This window comes from Micromonospora sp. DT231 (assembly GCF_049847025.1).
GTDB lineage: Bacteria > Actinomycetota > Actinomycetes > Mycobacteriales > Micromonosporaceae > Micromonospora.
The window spans coordinates 47,227-62,200 of sequence record NZ_JBNCNO010000011.1 but is presented as its reverse complement, the minus strand read 5'-3'; the positions used below and the strand labels follow the sequence as shown (position 1 = coordinate 62,200).

9 protein-coding genes are annotated in these 14,974 nt (G+C 71.2%); 2 read left to right on the top strand and 7 right to left on the bottom strand.

Annotated elements, in window-relative coordinates; genetic code table 11:
- Window positions 1-24: 24 nt before the first annotated feature.
- Window positions 25-1,374: a hypothetical protein gene (locus ACPXBU_RS25085; RefSeq protein ID WP_425759896.1), complete on the top strand. Its 1,350-nt coding sequence runs from the start codon at window positions 25-27 to the stop codon at window positions 1,372-1,374.
- A 166-nt stretch (window positions 1,375-1,540) separates the two neighbouring features.
- Here ACPXBU_RS25085 and ACPXBU_RS25080 read toward each other — a convergent pair whose 3' ends face one another.
- The 3 genes from ACPXBU_RS25080 to ACPXBU_RS25070 form a co-directional block, all read right to left on the bottom strand.
- Window positions 1,541-3,319: a PucR family transcriptional regulator gene (locus ACPXBU_RS25080; RefSeq protein WP_425759895.1), complete on the bottom strand. Its 1,779-nt coding sequence runs from the start codon at window positions 3,317-3,319 to the stop codon at window positions 1,541-1,543.
- Window positions 3,320-3,553: 234 nt separating this feature from the next.
- A complete protein-coding gene (gene argG / locus ACPXBU_RS25075; protein WP_425759894.1) occupies window positions 3,554-5,005 on the bottom strand; it encodes an argininosuccinate synthase in 1,452 nt (483 codons plus the stop codon).
- A gap of 49 nt (window positions 5,006-5,054) precedes the next feature.
- On the bottom strand, window positions 5,055-5,864 hold the full coding sequence (locus tag ACPXBU_RS25070) for a TrmH family RNA methyltransferase (protein WP_425759893.1): 810 nt from the start codon (window positions 5,862-5,864) through the stop codon (window positions 5,055-5,057).
- 118 nt (window positions 5,865-5,982) lie between these two features.
- Between ACPXBU_RS25070 and ACPXBU_RS25065 the strand changes: the two genes are divergently transcribed.
- Entirely contained in the window at window positions 5,983-7,830 is a 1,848-nt protein-coding gene (locus ACPXBU_RS25065) for a thiamine pyrophosphate-requiring protein (protein ID WP_425759892.1), read from the top strand.
- Between the two features lie 169 nt (window positions 7,831-7,999).
- Here the strand turns inward: ACPXBU_RS25065 and ACPXBU_RS25060 are convergent, their stop codons facing one another.
- From ACPXBU_RS25060 to ACPXBU_RS25045, 4 genes are read right to left on the bottom strand one after another with little or no spacing between them, the layout of a single operon-like run.
- Window positions 8,000-10,267, bottom strand: a complete 2,268-nt coding sequence (locus ACPXBU_RS25060) for a transglycosylase domain-containing protein (RefSeq protein ID WP_425760039.1) — start codon at window positions 10,265-10,267, stop codon at window positions 8,000-8,002.
- A gap of 26 nt (window positions 10,268-10,293) precedes the next feature.
- Window positions 10,294-10,683 carry a hypothetical protein gene (locus ACPXBU_RS25055; protein WP_393362760.1) on the bottom strand — a complete coding sequence of 130 codons (390 nt, stop codon included), beginning with the start codon at window positions 10,681-10,683 and terminating at the stop codon, window positions 10,294-10,296.
- Complete coding sequence (locus tag ACPXBU_RS25050; protein ID WP_425759891.1) at window positions 10,680-13,406, bottom strand: prenyltransferase/squalene oxidase repeat-containing protein; 2,727 nt, start codon at window positions 13,404-13,406, stop codon at window positions 10,680-10,682. The genes ACPXBU_RS25055 and ACPXBU_RS25050 overlap by 4 nt, the downstream gene beginning before the upstream one ends.
- A 56-nt stretch (window positions 13,407-13,462) precedes the next feature.
- On the bottom strand, window positions 13,463-14,965 hold the full coding sequence (locus tag ACPXBU_RS25045) for a class I SAM-dependent methyltransferase (RefSeq protein WP_425759890.1): 1,503 nt from the start codon (window positions 14,963-14,965) through the stop codon (window positions 13,463-13,465).
- Window positions 14,966-14,974: the final 9 nt, after the last annotated feature.

Sequence of the window (14,974 nt, the reverse complement as noted above, 5' to 3'; positions counted from 1 at the left end):
ACGAACCAGGGCCTAGTATGGCGTGTGCCCAACGAGCAGCTCCGGCGGATGGACGCCTTCACCTTTCCGTCCTACTCGATCGACTTCGCCACCGGCGAGGTGTTGTTCGACTACGCCCTCACCGGTCCGACAGGTGAGCAGCGGTTCACCGAGGTGATCACCCTTCCGCTGCCGGCGGAGCCGCCGTCGGACGAGACGGTGGCGACCCTCGGCCGGGTGCTGGAGGTGCTGCACCTGGTCGCCGGGGTCAGCTACTACAAGACCGCCGCGCCGCCCCGGCTGGTGCTGCCGACGCCGCTGGGCGCGGCCACCGTCGACTACGTCACGGCCGTCTACACCAAGGGCCTCGCCGAGTACGCGTACCGCAACCAACTGCCACACGTGCTCCACCTGCGCCCGGAGGTGCCGGCCGGCTCGCCGGACGCGCCGCGCGTCTACGACGACTCCGATCGTCGTCCGCTCTCGGCGGTCGGTGGCGGCAAGGACTCGATCGTCAGCCTGGAGGCGCTGCGCCAGGCCGAGTTGGACCCGGTGCCCTTCTCGGTCAACCCGAACCACGTGATCGTCTCGGTGAACGAGGCGTCCGGGCTGGTCCCGCTTGCCGCCCGTCGGCGGATCGACCCGGTGCTGTTCGACCTGAACACGGCCGGCGCGCTGAACGGGCACATCCCGGTGACCGCGATCAACTCGCTGATCGCGGTGGCGACCGCGGTGCTGCACGGGCTGGGCCCGGTGGTGATGTCCAACGAGCGCTCGGCGTCCGACCCGAACCTGGTCTGGGACGGTCACGAGATCAACCACCAGTGGTCCAAGGGTGTCGAGGCGGAGGGGCTGCTGCGGGCGTCGCTGGCCGAGCACGCCGGCCTGACCGAACCGTACTTCTCGCTGCTGCGCTCGCTGTCCGAGCTGCACATCGCGCGACTGTTCGCCGAGTTCACCCGCTACGACGACGTGGTGACCAGTTGCAACGCCGCGTTCAAACTGCGCGACGCGAGTGAGCGCTGGTGCCGCGACTGCCCCAAGTGCCGGTTCGTCTTCCTGGCCATGGCGCCCTTCATGCCGCGTGAGCGGATCACCCACATCTTCGGCGGGGACCTGCTCGCCGACGAGTCGCAAATCCCCGGCTACCGCGAGCTGCTGGGCGTGGACGGGCACAAGCCGTTCGAGTGCGTGGGCGAGGTCGAGGAGTCGGTGGTGGCCCTCGGCCTGCTCGCCGAACAGGACCAGTGGCGCGACGCCCCGGTGATCCGAGCCCTGGTCGACGCCGTCCCGGCAACAGCCTGGTCCGCGGTGGCCCACTCGGACGTCTTCACCCCGGGCGGCCCCAACCACATCCCCCCCACCTACGCCAAAGCCCTCAACTCCCTCACCTAACCCCGCCCCCACCCCCTGCGCTGCGCCCCCACCCCTGCCCCCCGCGCGTTGATCATGAGGTTATTGCCACTCGCATCGGCGTGTCGTGGCAATAACCTCATGATCAACGAGGCCCGGGGTGGGGGCGGGGGCGCAGCGCCGGGCGGGGTGGGGGTCGGGCTGGGGGTTAGGGGGTTCGGACTGCTTGTAGGGCTAGTAGGGCTACGTGTAGGGAGAGGCTGGCCTCTACCGAGTCGAGGTCCACGTCGAGGATGCGGGCGATGCGGGCCAGGCGTTCGTAGAAGGCCGGTCGGGACAGGTGGGCGGCGGCGGCGCCGGCGGACTTGTTGCGGCCCTGTTCCAGGTACGTGCGAAGGGTGTCGAGCAGCCGTTCCCGGGGGTGGCGGGCGTCGTACTCGAGCAGCGCGCCGAGTTCGCGCTCCACGAAGGTCTGCAACCGTGGCTCGTCGCGCAGCAGGTGCAGCAGCCCCGCGAGGCCGACGTGCGGCAGTCGGAAGACCGCCAGGTCACGCCGGTCCCGGGTGGCTGCCTCGGCGATCTGCCGCGCCTCGACGAGCGACCGGCGGGCCTCCCGCAGGGTGCCCACGCCCGATCCGGCGGCCACGATGACGGCACCCGGACCAGCGCCTCGGGCTCCATCGACACCTGACGGCACCGGGGACGTGTCGATGCCGGCCGTTGATCGGGGGGCTTCGCCGCCGGAGGATGCGCGACCGGCGCCGGCGTCGTGGCGTACTCGACGCAGTGCGCCGGCGAACGCGGACAGCGCGCGGTCCTCGGCGGCCGGGTCGGTCAGGGCCACCAGCACGCCCACCGAATTGTCGTCGACCGCGCTGGTGAGCGCGGTCAGTTTCGCCTCGCGCAGTGCCTGGCCGACCGCCTCGGACAGGTCCCGCAGCCGGGCCTGGGCGGCCTCGGGTCCGCTCTCCCCGGCCGGGTCCTCGGCCCGGTGTCGGACCATCACGCCCACCAGATGCCGGCGGTCGAGCGCCACGCCGAGCGCCTTGGCCCGCAGCGCGACCTCGTCCACCGGTCGGGAGTGGTCGAGGAGCGCGGTGAGCAGGGTGCGGTGGATCTGCCGTTCCAGCCCTTCGGCGTCGCGGCGGATCAACCGGCCCAGCGCGAGGGTGGACGCGGCCCGCTCGATCAGGATTGTCAACCGGGTGGGCGGGCCGGCGGTCGGCTCGCTGGACTGGGCGCTGGGCACGTCACCGCTGGCCGGCCAGCGCAGCAACAGCCGTCCCCAGTCCTGCCCGCGGGCGCCGACGACTGTCACCAACCAGCCGCTGTCCGGGTCGTACGCGGTCCGGCCGGCCGGTCGGATCCGCCGGGAGTGCTGCTCCCAGCCGTCCAGCAGCAGTTCGGCGCTCTCCCCGGCCGGGTCGTACCCGAGCACCTGACGGGACAGGTTCTCCAACACCACGGGGCAACCGGACAGCTCGGCGGCCTGCCGGATCACCTCGGCGGTGTCGGCGCCCTCGACGGACAGGTCGTTGAAGCGCTGGTGGATCTCCTCGGTGGCGCGCAGCTCGGTGAGCTGCGCGTCGACGATCAGCGCGTGCACGGCCTCGGTGATCCGCACGAACGGGGTGGCCCGGCGCAGCTCCACCAGGGGCAGTCCGCGCCGTTCGGCGGCGGCGACCATCACCCGGGGCACCCCGCTGACGTAGCGGCGGCCCAGCTCGACGACAAGGCCGGAGACGCCGACGTCGGCCAGGTCCCCGATGAACGCGCGGAGCCCGGCGTCGTCCCCGGGCAGGCCGATGCCGGTGGTGAGCACCAACTCGCCGCCGCCGAGCAGGGTGGCGATGTCGGGCACCTCGGCGACGTGCACCCAGCGGACCGGCCGGTCCAGCCCGACGTCCCCGGCGACCATGCGCGGCGCGCCGTGGCGGACCGGGTCCAGGGCGAGGACCTCACGCACGGTAGGGAACACGGCCGACACGCTACCCTCCGTGACGCCGGATCTCGACATTCGCCGGGCGGCGTCACGGAGGGGCGGTGCGGATTCGCTTAGGGCGTGTGTCAAAGCCCCTGGCCGGCCTGTGGCGGGCCCAGACGACGACCGGCCGCGTTGGAGATCGGTCCGGATACAACACCGGTATCCGGACCAATCTCCGCCTTGCCGGACCGCCGCCTGGACGCCGCCTCGGCTCGACCGAGGACTTTGACACACGCCCTAGTCGACGCCGAACTCCATGGCGGCCCGGTCGAGTGCCTCGTCGGCGGCGGAGGCGACACCCCGGGAGGCGATGGCTTCCGCGCCACCCTCCGGCATCGCGCCGATCAGCCCGGTCGAGGCCGCCTGGGCGGCGCCGACCATCCGCTGCGGGGTCCCCCCGCCGACCATGCCGAGGTTCGCGTACTGCTCCAGCTTCGCCCGCGAGTCGGCGATGTCCAGGTTGCGCATGGTGAGCTGGCCGATCCGGTCCGACGGGCCGAACGCCGAGTCCTCGGTACGCTCCATCGACAGCTTGTCCGGGTGGTAGCTGAAGGCCGGGCCGGTGGTGTCGAGGATCGAGTAGTCCTCGCCCCGGCGCAGCCGCAGCGTCACCTCGCCGGTGACGGCCGTGCCCACCCAGCGCTGCAGCGACTCGCGCAGCATCAGCGCCTGCGGGTCCAGCCAGCGGCCCTCGTACATCAGCCGGCCCAGGCGGCGACCCTCGTTGTGGTAGTTGGCCAGGGTGTCCTCGTTGTGGATGGCGTTGACCAGCCGCTCGTACGCGGCGTGCAGCAGCGCCATGCCGGGCGCCTCGTAGATGCCCCGGCTCTTGGCCTCGATGATCCGGTTCTCGATCTGGTCGGACATGCCGAGGCCGTGCCGGCCGCCGGTGGCGTTGGCCTCCAGCACCAGGTCGACGGCGTTGCCGAACTCCTTGCCGTTGATCGTCACCGGGCGGCCCTGGTCGAAGCCGATGGTGACGTCCTCGGTCGGGATCTCCACCGACGGGTCCCAGAACCGGACGCCCATGATCGGGTTGACCGTCTCGATGCCGGTGTCGAGGTGCTCCAGGGTCTTCGCCTCGTGCGTGGCGCCCCAGATGTTGGCGTCGGTCGAGTACGCCTTCTCGGTGCTGTCCCGGTAGGGCAGGCCGCGTTCGAGCAGCCACTCGGACATCTCCTTACGCCCACCCAACTCGGTGACGAAGGCGGTGTCGAGCCACGGCTTGTAGATGCGCAGCATCGGGTTGGCCAGCAGGCCGTACCTGTAGAAGCGCTCGATGTCGTTGCCCTTGAACGTCGAGCCGTCGCCCCAGATCTGGACGTCGTCGGAGATCATCGCCCGCACCAGCAGGGTCCCGGTCACGGCCCGGCCGAGCGGGGTGGTGTTGAAGTACGCCCGTCCGCCCGAGCGGATGTGGAAGGCCCCGCAGGTCAACGCCGCCAGGCCCTCCTCGACGAGAGCGGCGCGGCAGTCGACGAGCCGGGCGACCTCGGCGCCGTAGCTGAGGGCGCGGCCGGGCACCGAGTCGATGTCGGGCTCGTCGTACTGGCCGATGTCGGCGGTGTAGGCGCAGGGGACGGCGCCCTTGTCGCGCATCCACGCGACCGCGACCGAGGTGTCGAGGCCGCCGGAGAAGGCGATGCCGACACGTTCGCCGGAGGGCAGGGAGGTGAGAACCTTGGACACGGGGAAAATTATGCAATAGAACGCATGGCCATGCAAGTTGAAGGGGCCGTCAGACAGGGTCCTCTCGGCTCAACTCCCAGAAGGCGACAGCCGCCGCCGCGGCGACATTCAGCGAATCGACGCCCCGGCGCATCGGAACGACCACCCGGACGTCGCTGGCGGCCTGGGCCGCCGCGGTGAGGCCGGGCCCCTCGGCGCCGAGCAGCAGCGCCGGCCGCTCGCGCTGCGCCGGCGCCAACAGCTGGATGGGTACGGCGTCCGGGGCCAACGTCATGGCGAGAACGGAGAAGCCCGCCTCCCGTACCTGGTCCAGGCCGTCGGGCCAGCGCTCGATCTTCGCGTACGGCACCGCGAAGACCTCGCCCATGCTGACCCGGACGCTGCGCCGGTAGAGCGGATCGGCGCAGGTCGGCGACAACAACACCCCGTCGATGCCGAGCGCGGCGGCGCCCCGGAAGATCGCACCCAGGTTTGTGTGGTTGTTGATGTCCTCCAGGATGACCACCCGGCGTGCGGCGGCGAGCACCTCGGCCGCCGTCGGCAGCGGCCGGCGGTGGAACGACGCCAGCACCCCCCGGTGTACGTGGAACCCGGTGGCCCGTTCCAGCACGTCAGGCGTCGCGGCGTAGACCGGCGCGTCGCCGGTGTCCAGGTCGGCGAGCTGGTCGACGCGCTTGGCGTCGACCAGGTACGACCGGGCCGGGTAGCCGGCCCGCAACGCCCGCCGCAGCACCAGCTCCCCCTCGGCGATGAACAGGCCGTGCGGCGGCTCCCAGCGGGTGCGCAGTTCGACGTCGGTGAGCGCACGGTAGTCGGCGATGCGGTCGTCGTCAGGGTCGGTGATCTGGTGGACGGGCACCCGACGATTCTGCCGGACGGCACACCTCCCCCACCGATGCCCACCCGTGGGGTGTTTTGTCCGGTGGAGAAGGGGAACGACCGGGGAAGTAGCGGACCCGACGGGAAGGACCAGCCAGGTGAGCACAGAGCACACCGGACCGGGCGAAGCCGGCGCTCTGCCCCGGCACCCCACCGTCGCGGACCACATCGTGTCGCGCCTGTTCAGCTGGGGCGTACACCGCTATTTCGGCTACCCCGGCGACGGCATCAACGGCCTCACGTCCGCGCTACAACGCACCCAGGGTCGCACCCAGTTCATCCAGGTCCGCCACGAGGAGACCGCCGGCTTCGCCGCGTCGGCACACGTCAAGTACGGCGGCGGGCCCCTGGGCTGCGCCCTGGTGACGAGCGGGCCGGGCGCCATCCACCTGCTCAACGGCCTGTACGACGCCAAGCTCGACCACCAACCGGTGGTGGCCCTGGTCGGGCACACCGCGACCACCGCCGAGGGCGGCGGCTACTACCAGGAGGTCGACCTGCTCGCCCTCTACAAGGACGTGGCGGCGGCGTTCCTCGCCCAGCTCGACCACCCGGCGCAGGTACGCCACCTGGTCGACCGGGCGTGCCGCACCGCGTTGGCCAGGCGTACCGTCACCGCCCTGATCCTCCCCCTGGACATCCAGGACGAGCCGGCCATCCCGGACCCACCCCACGCGCACGGCTACTACCAGACCAGCAACGTGCCGAGCAGCACTCCCACCGTGCCGCCGAAGGCCGACCTGCGCCGGGCCGCCGAGGTGCTCGCCGGCGGGCAGCGGGTGGCCATGCTGGTCGGGCAGGGCGCCCTGGGCGCGCAGGAGGAGGTCCGCGAGATCGCCCATCGACTCGGCGCCGGGGTGGCCACCGCCCTGCTCGGTTTCACAGTCGTCGACCACCGCGAGCCGTGGGTCACCGGGGCGATCGGGTTGCTCGGCACCCGACCGAGCTGGCAGTTGATGACCGGCTGCGACCGGCTGCTGATCGTGGGCAGCAACATGCCGTACTCGGAGTTCTACCCGCCACCCGGACAGGCCCGCGCGGTGCAGATCGACCTGGACGGCACCCAACTCGGGCTGCGGTACCCGACCGAGGTGAACCTGACCGGCGACGCCCGCCCCACGTTGCGGGCGCTGCTCGACGAGCTGGGCCCCGGACCCGGGCCGACCGCCTGGCGGGCGGAGATCGCCGAGGCCACCTCGGCGTGGCGTCGCGTGCAGAGCGACCTGGCCGAGCAGAGCGCCGACCCGGTCAACCCGCAACTGCTCTTCCACACCCTCAACGAGCGGCTGCCCGACGACGTGCTGCTCGCCGTCGACTGCGGCACCACTACCGCCTGGTACGCCCGCCACCTCCAGGTCCGCCCCGGGATGCTGGCCAGCCTGTCCGGCACCCTGCTGTCCATGGGCGGCGCCATGCCGTACGCGCTGAGCGCCAAGTTCGCCCACCCGGACCGGCCGCTCGTCGCGCTCATCGGTGACGGCGCCATGCAGATGAACGGCGTCAACGAGCTGATCACCGTGGCGAAGTACTGGCGCGGTTGGGCCGACCCACGATTCGTGGTGCTGGTGCTCAACAACCGGGACCTCGCGTTCGTGAGCTGGGAGCAGCGTTCCACGGAGGGGACACCGATGTTCCCGGACAGCCAGCAGTTGCCGGACATCGCCTACCACAAGTGGGCAGAGGTGCTCGGGCTGCACGGTGAGCTTGTCGACTCACCGGAGCAGGTGCCCGCGGTCTGGGAGCGGGCACTCGCCGCCGACCGGCCGGTGGTCATCAACGCCCTGGTCGACCCGGCCGAGCTGATGCTGCCGCCGCACTTCACCGTCGAGCAGGCCCGCAAGACCGCGGCGGCGGTGCTGCGCGGCGACACCGACTGGGCCGGCATCATCCGCCGCGGCATCCCGTCGACGCTCGCGAGCTACCGCCCCCGCCGCCGAGACCGCTAACCGCCCCCACCCCGTCCCGCGCCCCCCTCCCGCGCCCCGCGCCCCCTCCCGCGATCTTGCACTTTCTGCTGCGACAAATGCCGCACTAGTGCGCTAATCGGCAACAGAAAGTGCAAGATCGCGGGGGGCGGGCGGGGGCGGGCGGGGTCAGCCCCGGCACGGTGCCGGGTCAGCCCCGGCGGTCGAGCCAGCGTTGCAGGGGCGAGCGGGGCTCCTCGGTGGCGGGCGGCTGTGGACGATCCGGGACCGCGGGGCGCTGCACCGGGCGGTGCGCGTCACCGGCCAACTCGTGGCTGGGCGCCACGAACGCCTTCTCCGGCTGTCCCTGCACGGCCGTGGCGATGACCCGGGCCACCGCGTCGATCACCTTGCCCTGCACGGCCGAGCCCACCGAGTCGGCCGGGTCGTCCGGGTTGGCGGCGATGCCGGCCACCGCGACCTGCGGGGTGAAACCGACGAACGTCTCCGTGGAGTTCTCCTCCGAGCTGCCCGTCTTACCGGCCACCGGCCGGCCGTCGAGGATGTCGTTCACCCCGGTGGCGGTGCCGCCGTTGCACTGCCCGAACGCCGACTGCTGGCCCACCGGACAGCGAGCGGCGTCGGTCGCGGCACGGGCGACGTCGGGGTCGAGGACGCGCTTGCAGGACGGCTGCCCGACCGGCACCTTCTCGCCGTTCGCCGCAGTCACCGAGACCACCGGCACCGGCGTGCAGTAGGTGCCCTCAGCGGCCACCGTGGCGTACGCGTTGGCCAGGTCAAGCGGGGTGGTGGCGGCCACGCCGAGGGTGAACGAACCCCAGTTCGCGGCGTTGTTCTTCGCGAAGGCGGCGTCCGAGTCGGCGCGGAACGTGATGCCGAGCCGCTGCGCCATCTCGACCACCTTGGCCTGGCCGACCTGCTCGGCCAACCAGACGAAGTAGGTGTTCACCGAGCGGCCGAAGCCGTCCCACATCATCCGGTACCCGTCCATCCAGTCCGGGTTGGCGTTCGCCGGGCACCAGTGGCCGTCGCAGCTACCCGGCCCCTCGGCGGCGTACCGGGTGGGTAGCTTGGCGGGCGCGTCGAAGCCGGTGGAGAGGGTACGGCCCGACTCCAGCGCGGCGAGCATGGTGAAGAGCTTGAACGTCGAACCCGCCTGGTACCCGTCGACGCTGGCCCCGCCGGAGATCAGCGGGTTGACGGTGTTCGGGTAGTTCGCCTGACCGGCCGGGTTGTCGGCCAGGCTGTAGTGCCTGTTGACCGCCATCGCCAACACCTGCCCGGTGCCCGGCTGGACCGCCGCGATCGGCAGTGCGCGCTTGTTGTCGTACGAGTAGACCTTTGTGGCCTGCTTCTGCGCGGTGGCCTGGATCTTCGGGTCCAGCGAGGTGACCACGGTGTAGCCCCCGGAGCGCAGGGCCTGCTCGCGCTCCGCGACGGTGGCCCCGAACGCTGGCTGGGTCAGCCACCACTGGCGCAGGTAGTCGCAGAAGAAGCCCCAGTCGTCGTGCCCCTGGGACACGGCGGTGCAGCCGTTGGGCTGGGCGGTGGCGTGCAGGGCCAGCGGCTCGGCCTTGGCCTGGGCGGCCTGCGCGGCGGTGATCGCGTTGGTGGCGACCATCGAGTCGAGCACGTACGACCGGCGGGTCAGCGCCTCGTCCTTGTCGCCGCTGATCGGGCTGTACGCGTCCGGGGACTGCACCAGGCCGGCGAGCAGGGCCGACTCGGCGAGGGTCAGCTGCGCCGGTGGCTTGCCGAAGTACCGCTGGCTGGCCGCCGCGACTCCGTACGCGCCGGAGCCGAAGTAGGCGATGTTCAGGTACCGGTCGAGGATCTCGTCCTTGCCGAGGCTCTTGTCCAGCGCGCTCGCGTACCGGATCTCCTGGATCTTGCGCCCGACGGTCGGGTCGGTGGCGGCGGCCCGCTCCTCGGCGGTGCGGGTGGGGTCGGTCTTCAGGACGTTGCGGACGTACTGCATGGTCAGCGTCGAGCCGCCCTGCTCGGTGCCGCCGCCCTTGACGTTCGCGACGAGCGCGCGGGCGAGGCCCCGCAGGTCCGCCCCACCGTGGTCGTAGAAACGCCGGTCCTCGGCCGCCACGATCGCCTGCCGCATCACCGGGGCGATCTCCGACAACGGGACGTCGGTGCGGTTCACGTCGTAGAACGTGGTGATCAGCGTCTTACCGTCGTTGGCGTACAGGTACGAGCGCTGCGGGGTGGCCGGGGTCTTCAGCGAGGCCGGCAACGCGGCGTACGAGCCGAGCGCGGAGCGGGCGCCGAGCCCGAGCAGCAGGTTGCCCGGTAGCGCGGCGACGGCCAGGGCAAGCCCTGCCAACACGCCGGCGAGCAGCACGGTGAACAGCCGCGACAGCGGCGAGCGGGAGGCGGCCATGCTCCCCAGGATTGCCACGACATTCGGAAATCGGCCAGCCTGGGCGGCAATTGTCAGGCAATTCACCGACAACTGCGGCGGCGACCCGACCGTCAACCACCCAGTACGCCGCTCCAGCGGATGAAACCGGGCAACAGGAGCACGGCGCACACAAGCGCCAGAACCGTCATCGCCAACGGCAGCCGTGCCCGCCGCAACGCCCGCCGCAGGTACTCCTGCCGGATCTCCTGCTTCTCGGGCTCGCTGAAGTCACGGTCGATGTAGAGGTCGGCGTCGCGTTCGGCCGCCTGGAACAGGTGCGCCGCCCAGGTCAGGAAGCCGGCCGCGACCACCCAGAGCGCCGAATCCAGCGCGATCTTGCCGGTGGAGACGTCCGTGCCCGCGGGGCCGGTGGAGACGGACGTGAGCATGTTGATCCCGGCTCCGGCGAAGAGCCCGGCCAGGAAGTTCAGCGTGGACGGCGCGGGCACCGCGATGCTCACGAGGTCGGGTCCGATCCCGCGTCCGGCCACGGCAGGTCCGGCCAGGCGACGCCGCAGACCAGGCGACCGAGCGCGTCGATCTGCTCCAACAGCTCTCGGTCGGCGTGCTCGTCGAGCCGGCTGGTCAGCTCATTGACCTGAGCCCGGTAGGCCCGCTGCTCCGTGAGCACCTTCTCCACCGCCGGCGTCCGCATCGGCCCGTCGCGCTTGGCGAGCCGTTCGCGGATGGTCCCCTCGATCTGCTCGCACCCGCGCTGCCACGCACGCAGTTGAGGCCCGGACAGCGTCGCCCCGGCGGAGGACGACGCGACAGTGTGCGGCACCACGGGAACCTCCGTTGGCTCGGACGGCTCCAGCCGACCCTGGTTGATGACGTCGCCGAACAGTTTCAGGCTCTCCAACTGCACGATCCGCCACACGATGTCGGCGAGTTGGGCTGCCACGAACGGGATGCGCAACCGCTCCTCGGGCGCGGTGGACAGCAGCGTCGGGCTCCGCTGCTCGGTGACGATCCGCTGGAAGAGCGTCTTGAGGTGTTCCCGGGTGCCGTTGGCGGCTCCGGTGCAGAGCAGTGTCGACTCCAACGCCTGCGCCATGTCGATCTCCCGCCCCCGGGTGGTCCACTCCCCCTCCCGCCCCATCAGCCAGGCGTGCGCGGTCTCCATCTCCGGTCGCATCGGCACCCCGGCGCGCAGCAGGGCGCTGAGGCACATGGCGGTGGTGGCCTCGTCGCGGTTCCACGTGCCGGTGCCGCTGCGCCACCAGTTGTCGAACGACCCGCCCTCGGACACCTGCCGCAGAAGCCAGTTACAGGCATCCCGGACCACCGGGTGGTCCATGCGCAGGTTCGCCTGACACAGACCGAGGATCACCCGCGCGGTCACCCACGGCACCCGTGCCGGGTAGAAGTAGCCGTCCTCGTCCTGGGCCTCGCGGGCCACCTCGATCAGGCGGTCGATGCGTTCCTGATCCTGGTGGACGGCCGGAGCGGAGCCCTCGAAACCCAGCAGGAGACCGAGCACCCAGTTGCGGTACATCAGCCCGGTGTCCAGGTCGTCGGCGCGCATGCCGGCCAGGTGCGGCGCCGCGCCGAGGATCGCGTCCTCCTTCGCCATCGACTGCTGGATCTTCACGAAGTCCTGGTAGTCGGCGGTGACGTCGCCGGTGGGCTCGGGCAACCCGTGGTCAGGCGCCTCGTAGCTCCAGCGGGCCCGCACCACACCGGCGATCGTCCACCAGGAGTCGACGTGGTTGAGCTGGTTGAGCGCGCTCGCCGCGAAGACGGCGGCGCCGGAATTGTCGCCCCAGGACGGGTCCACGGTGCTGCGTTTGCGCATCGTACGGCCGAGCCGGATCAGCGTTTCCCAGGTGCTCAGCAGGTGCAGCGTGTCGGTCCGCGCCGCGTCCGGTGAGACCAACTGGTCGAGCCGGCTCAGCGTCGCCTTCATCAGGCGCTCCCCGCCGCGCTGCAGGTGCAGCCACACGTTGTGCTGAGGGCTTTTCCACCGGCTGTCGGCGTTCCAGTGCCGGCGGGCATGGTTCATCACCAGTTGCGCCCGGCGGCGGGAGCCGATCAGGTAGGCGCCGTCGACCTGGTAGATGAGGCCGTCGTCGCGCAACCGCTCGAGCGCCTGCCGCAACGGGCCCGCCTCCCGGGCGGCCATCTGCAACTCCAGCACGCCCAGGCAGGCCACGCGGTAGAGCACCTCGCGCTGGTCGTCGCTCGTCACCTGCCGGGTGTAGTACGCCTCCAGGTCCGCCTCGGTGGGCACCGCGCCGCGCTGTCCGTAGAGGTCGATGGCTGTCAACGCGAGGTGCACGTCGTCCTGCGCCAGACGCCGGATCGTCGGCCAGTGCGCCTCGTCGATGCCGCTGTCGACGAGCAGTTGGCCGACCAACGGCCGGCCCTCGGCGAGGACCTGACGCAGCTCGCGGGTGGGTTCGCCACCGGCGAGGTTGGGGCCCGCCACCTTGTAGCTCGTCGCGAGCACCTGCACCTCGAGCCCGAAGTCCGAGCGCAGCCGGGTCACACAGTCGAACAGCTCGTTGAGCACCAGCGGGTTCGCGTGCAGGTTTTCCAGGACGACAAGGTAACGGCCGGTACGGCTGCGCTCCTGCTCCAGCAGGGCCAGCACGATCGACTCCGGACCGTCCGCCGGATCGGCGAGGTTGAGCCACACGACGCCGTCGTCGGCGCGCCGCTTGTCGGCGATGTTGGCCACCAATGCGGACTTGCCGCAGCCGTGCTCGCCGATCACCACCACGTCCCGACCGGCCTCGAGCTGCCGTTCCACCTGTGTGGAGCTGTCGGTCAGCCGGTCCAGTCGGGCGTAGTATTCCATCGCCTCGACCGAGGGCGGCTCGGCGTGCCCGACCCGCCGGGGCCGCCAGCCGGAGCCGAACGGATCCTTCTGCAGGGCGTACGCCACAAGCACCAACGGCGTGACACCGTGCGCGCCGTCGCCGGTGGTCGTGGCCCGGACGATCTTCTCGGCGATCCGCACCTCGGTGGGTTGGCCCATCGCCTCCACCCGCACGACAAGCTCGTGCCCCACGCCGTCACGGAACTCCGTCGTCGCGCTGAGCACCCGCAACGCGGCGGGCCGCTCGTCGAGCAGGGCCGTCTGGGTGGTGAGGTCCTTGTGGGCCGCGGTGAGCAACTCGTACGCGCCCGGGTCGGAACCGAGAGCGTTGACGGCCAACCAGGGCGAATAGTCGGGCACCGACCCCCCCTTCGGCGATCACCGTGGGTCAACCAGGACACCACGACATGTTGATGCTAACCGCCAGTCCTCCCGCTGTCGCAGGGCAGGTCCACGCGCAGTTGGAGGTACTGGGTCCGGACCAACTCCCCGTTGACGGATTTTACGTCCGAAGCGGACACTCGGAAACCGCCGCGGTCGAACGCGGCCCGCACCTCGTCGGCGTCACCAAGGTCGTGGCTGGCCATCCGTGTCGCGTACCGGCGGGCGGCGCCGGCGAGCTCGTCGAGCTCCACGGAGAGCAGCCCACGCCAACCGGCGGCCCGCTCGCGGAACCGCAGCTCGAAGTCGTCGACGAGATCCGACACCCGGTGGCGGCCGTCCTGCTCCTCGTCATCCTTCGGCCACTCGTTGCCCGGGTGCAGCCGGACGGTGGTGATCACCGAGCCGCCCGGATTCAGCAACGCGGACCAACTGCCGATCACCGCGTCCGCGGAGGCGCGGTTGAACCGGGTCAGGAACGCGTCGGCCAACACCAGGTCGAACCGGCCGCCCTCGACGATCCGGGCTACCGCGTCGGGGCAGGTCACGTCGGCCTGGTGCACCTCGACCCGGGCGCCGATCTGCTTGGCGTACCAGCCGCAGGCCAGTAGTGGTGTCTGACACATGTCGAGCACGTGCACGTCCAGGTCGGGGGGAATGCCCCCGATCGCCGACCGCACCGCCTCCAGGAGGAAGGCGAGGATCGTGTAGTCGGCGGTGCCGCTGATCAGCACCCGGCGCGCGCCCCGGCGGACCGCCTCGGCCAGTTGACGGGCGTAGAACTCCGCGTGCCACTGCGGGCTGCTGACCATGTCGAACAGGCGCAGGTACTGCCACGACTGGTGGTACCAGGAGCAGTTGCTCTGGTCCAGGTGGGACGGCCCGCAGGACATCGGCGCCATCGCGTACACCATGTTCGCCGACTGGAGCAGCCAGCGGGTGAGCTCGGGGCCGGGCTCGCGCGGCCGGCCCCGGTCGGGGAGGCAGGACCTGCTCATCAGACGATCCCAGAGCAGGCGGGCCCGGGTCACCTCCTCGGAGTGGCCACTGACCACCCAGGACGCCAGACCGTCCCCGCCCACCTCCTGCCGGACCACCACCTGGCCATCGATCAGCCACATGTCGGTCATCGGCACCAACGGGAGGTCGCCGGCGATGAAGATGGGCACCATCACCGCGTCCAGATCGTGCTCACGGTCCTCTGCCAACTGTTCGTCGATCTCCCCCGTGCCCACGTCCTCCCCCGGCACGAGGTACATGCGGCGCACCGTCACGCGCCGCGCCAACTGACGGAACAGCGCCCGGGAGAACGGATCGGCGGGACGACCAGCAGTGGTGTACGGGACGATCTGACACAGCTCGTCGTGCACCCCGGCGACCAGCCCCTGCACCAACTCGTCCATCGCCGCGTCGGGCAGCCGGACACAGTTCGGGTCGGTCCCCTCGTAGGAGGCCCGATAGAAGAGGCTGGCCCGACGCGCCCGGTCGATCAGGTCGACGGGCGAAACCCGGTCAGGCGCCCCCTTTCGCTCGGTCATGTCCGCCAC

Bases quoted from the DNA above. Each gene is read 5' to 3' on its own strand.
- ACPXBU_RS25045 (WP_425759890.1), bottom strand. From the start codon at position 14,965: ATGACCGAGCGAAAGGGGGCGCCTGACCGGGTTTCGCCCGTCGACCTG.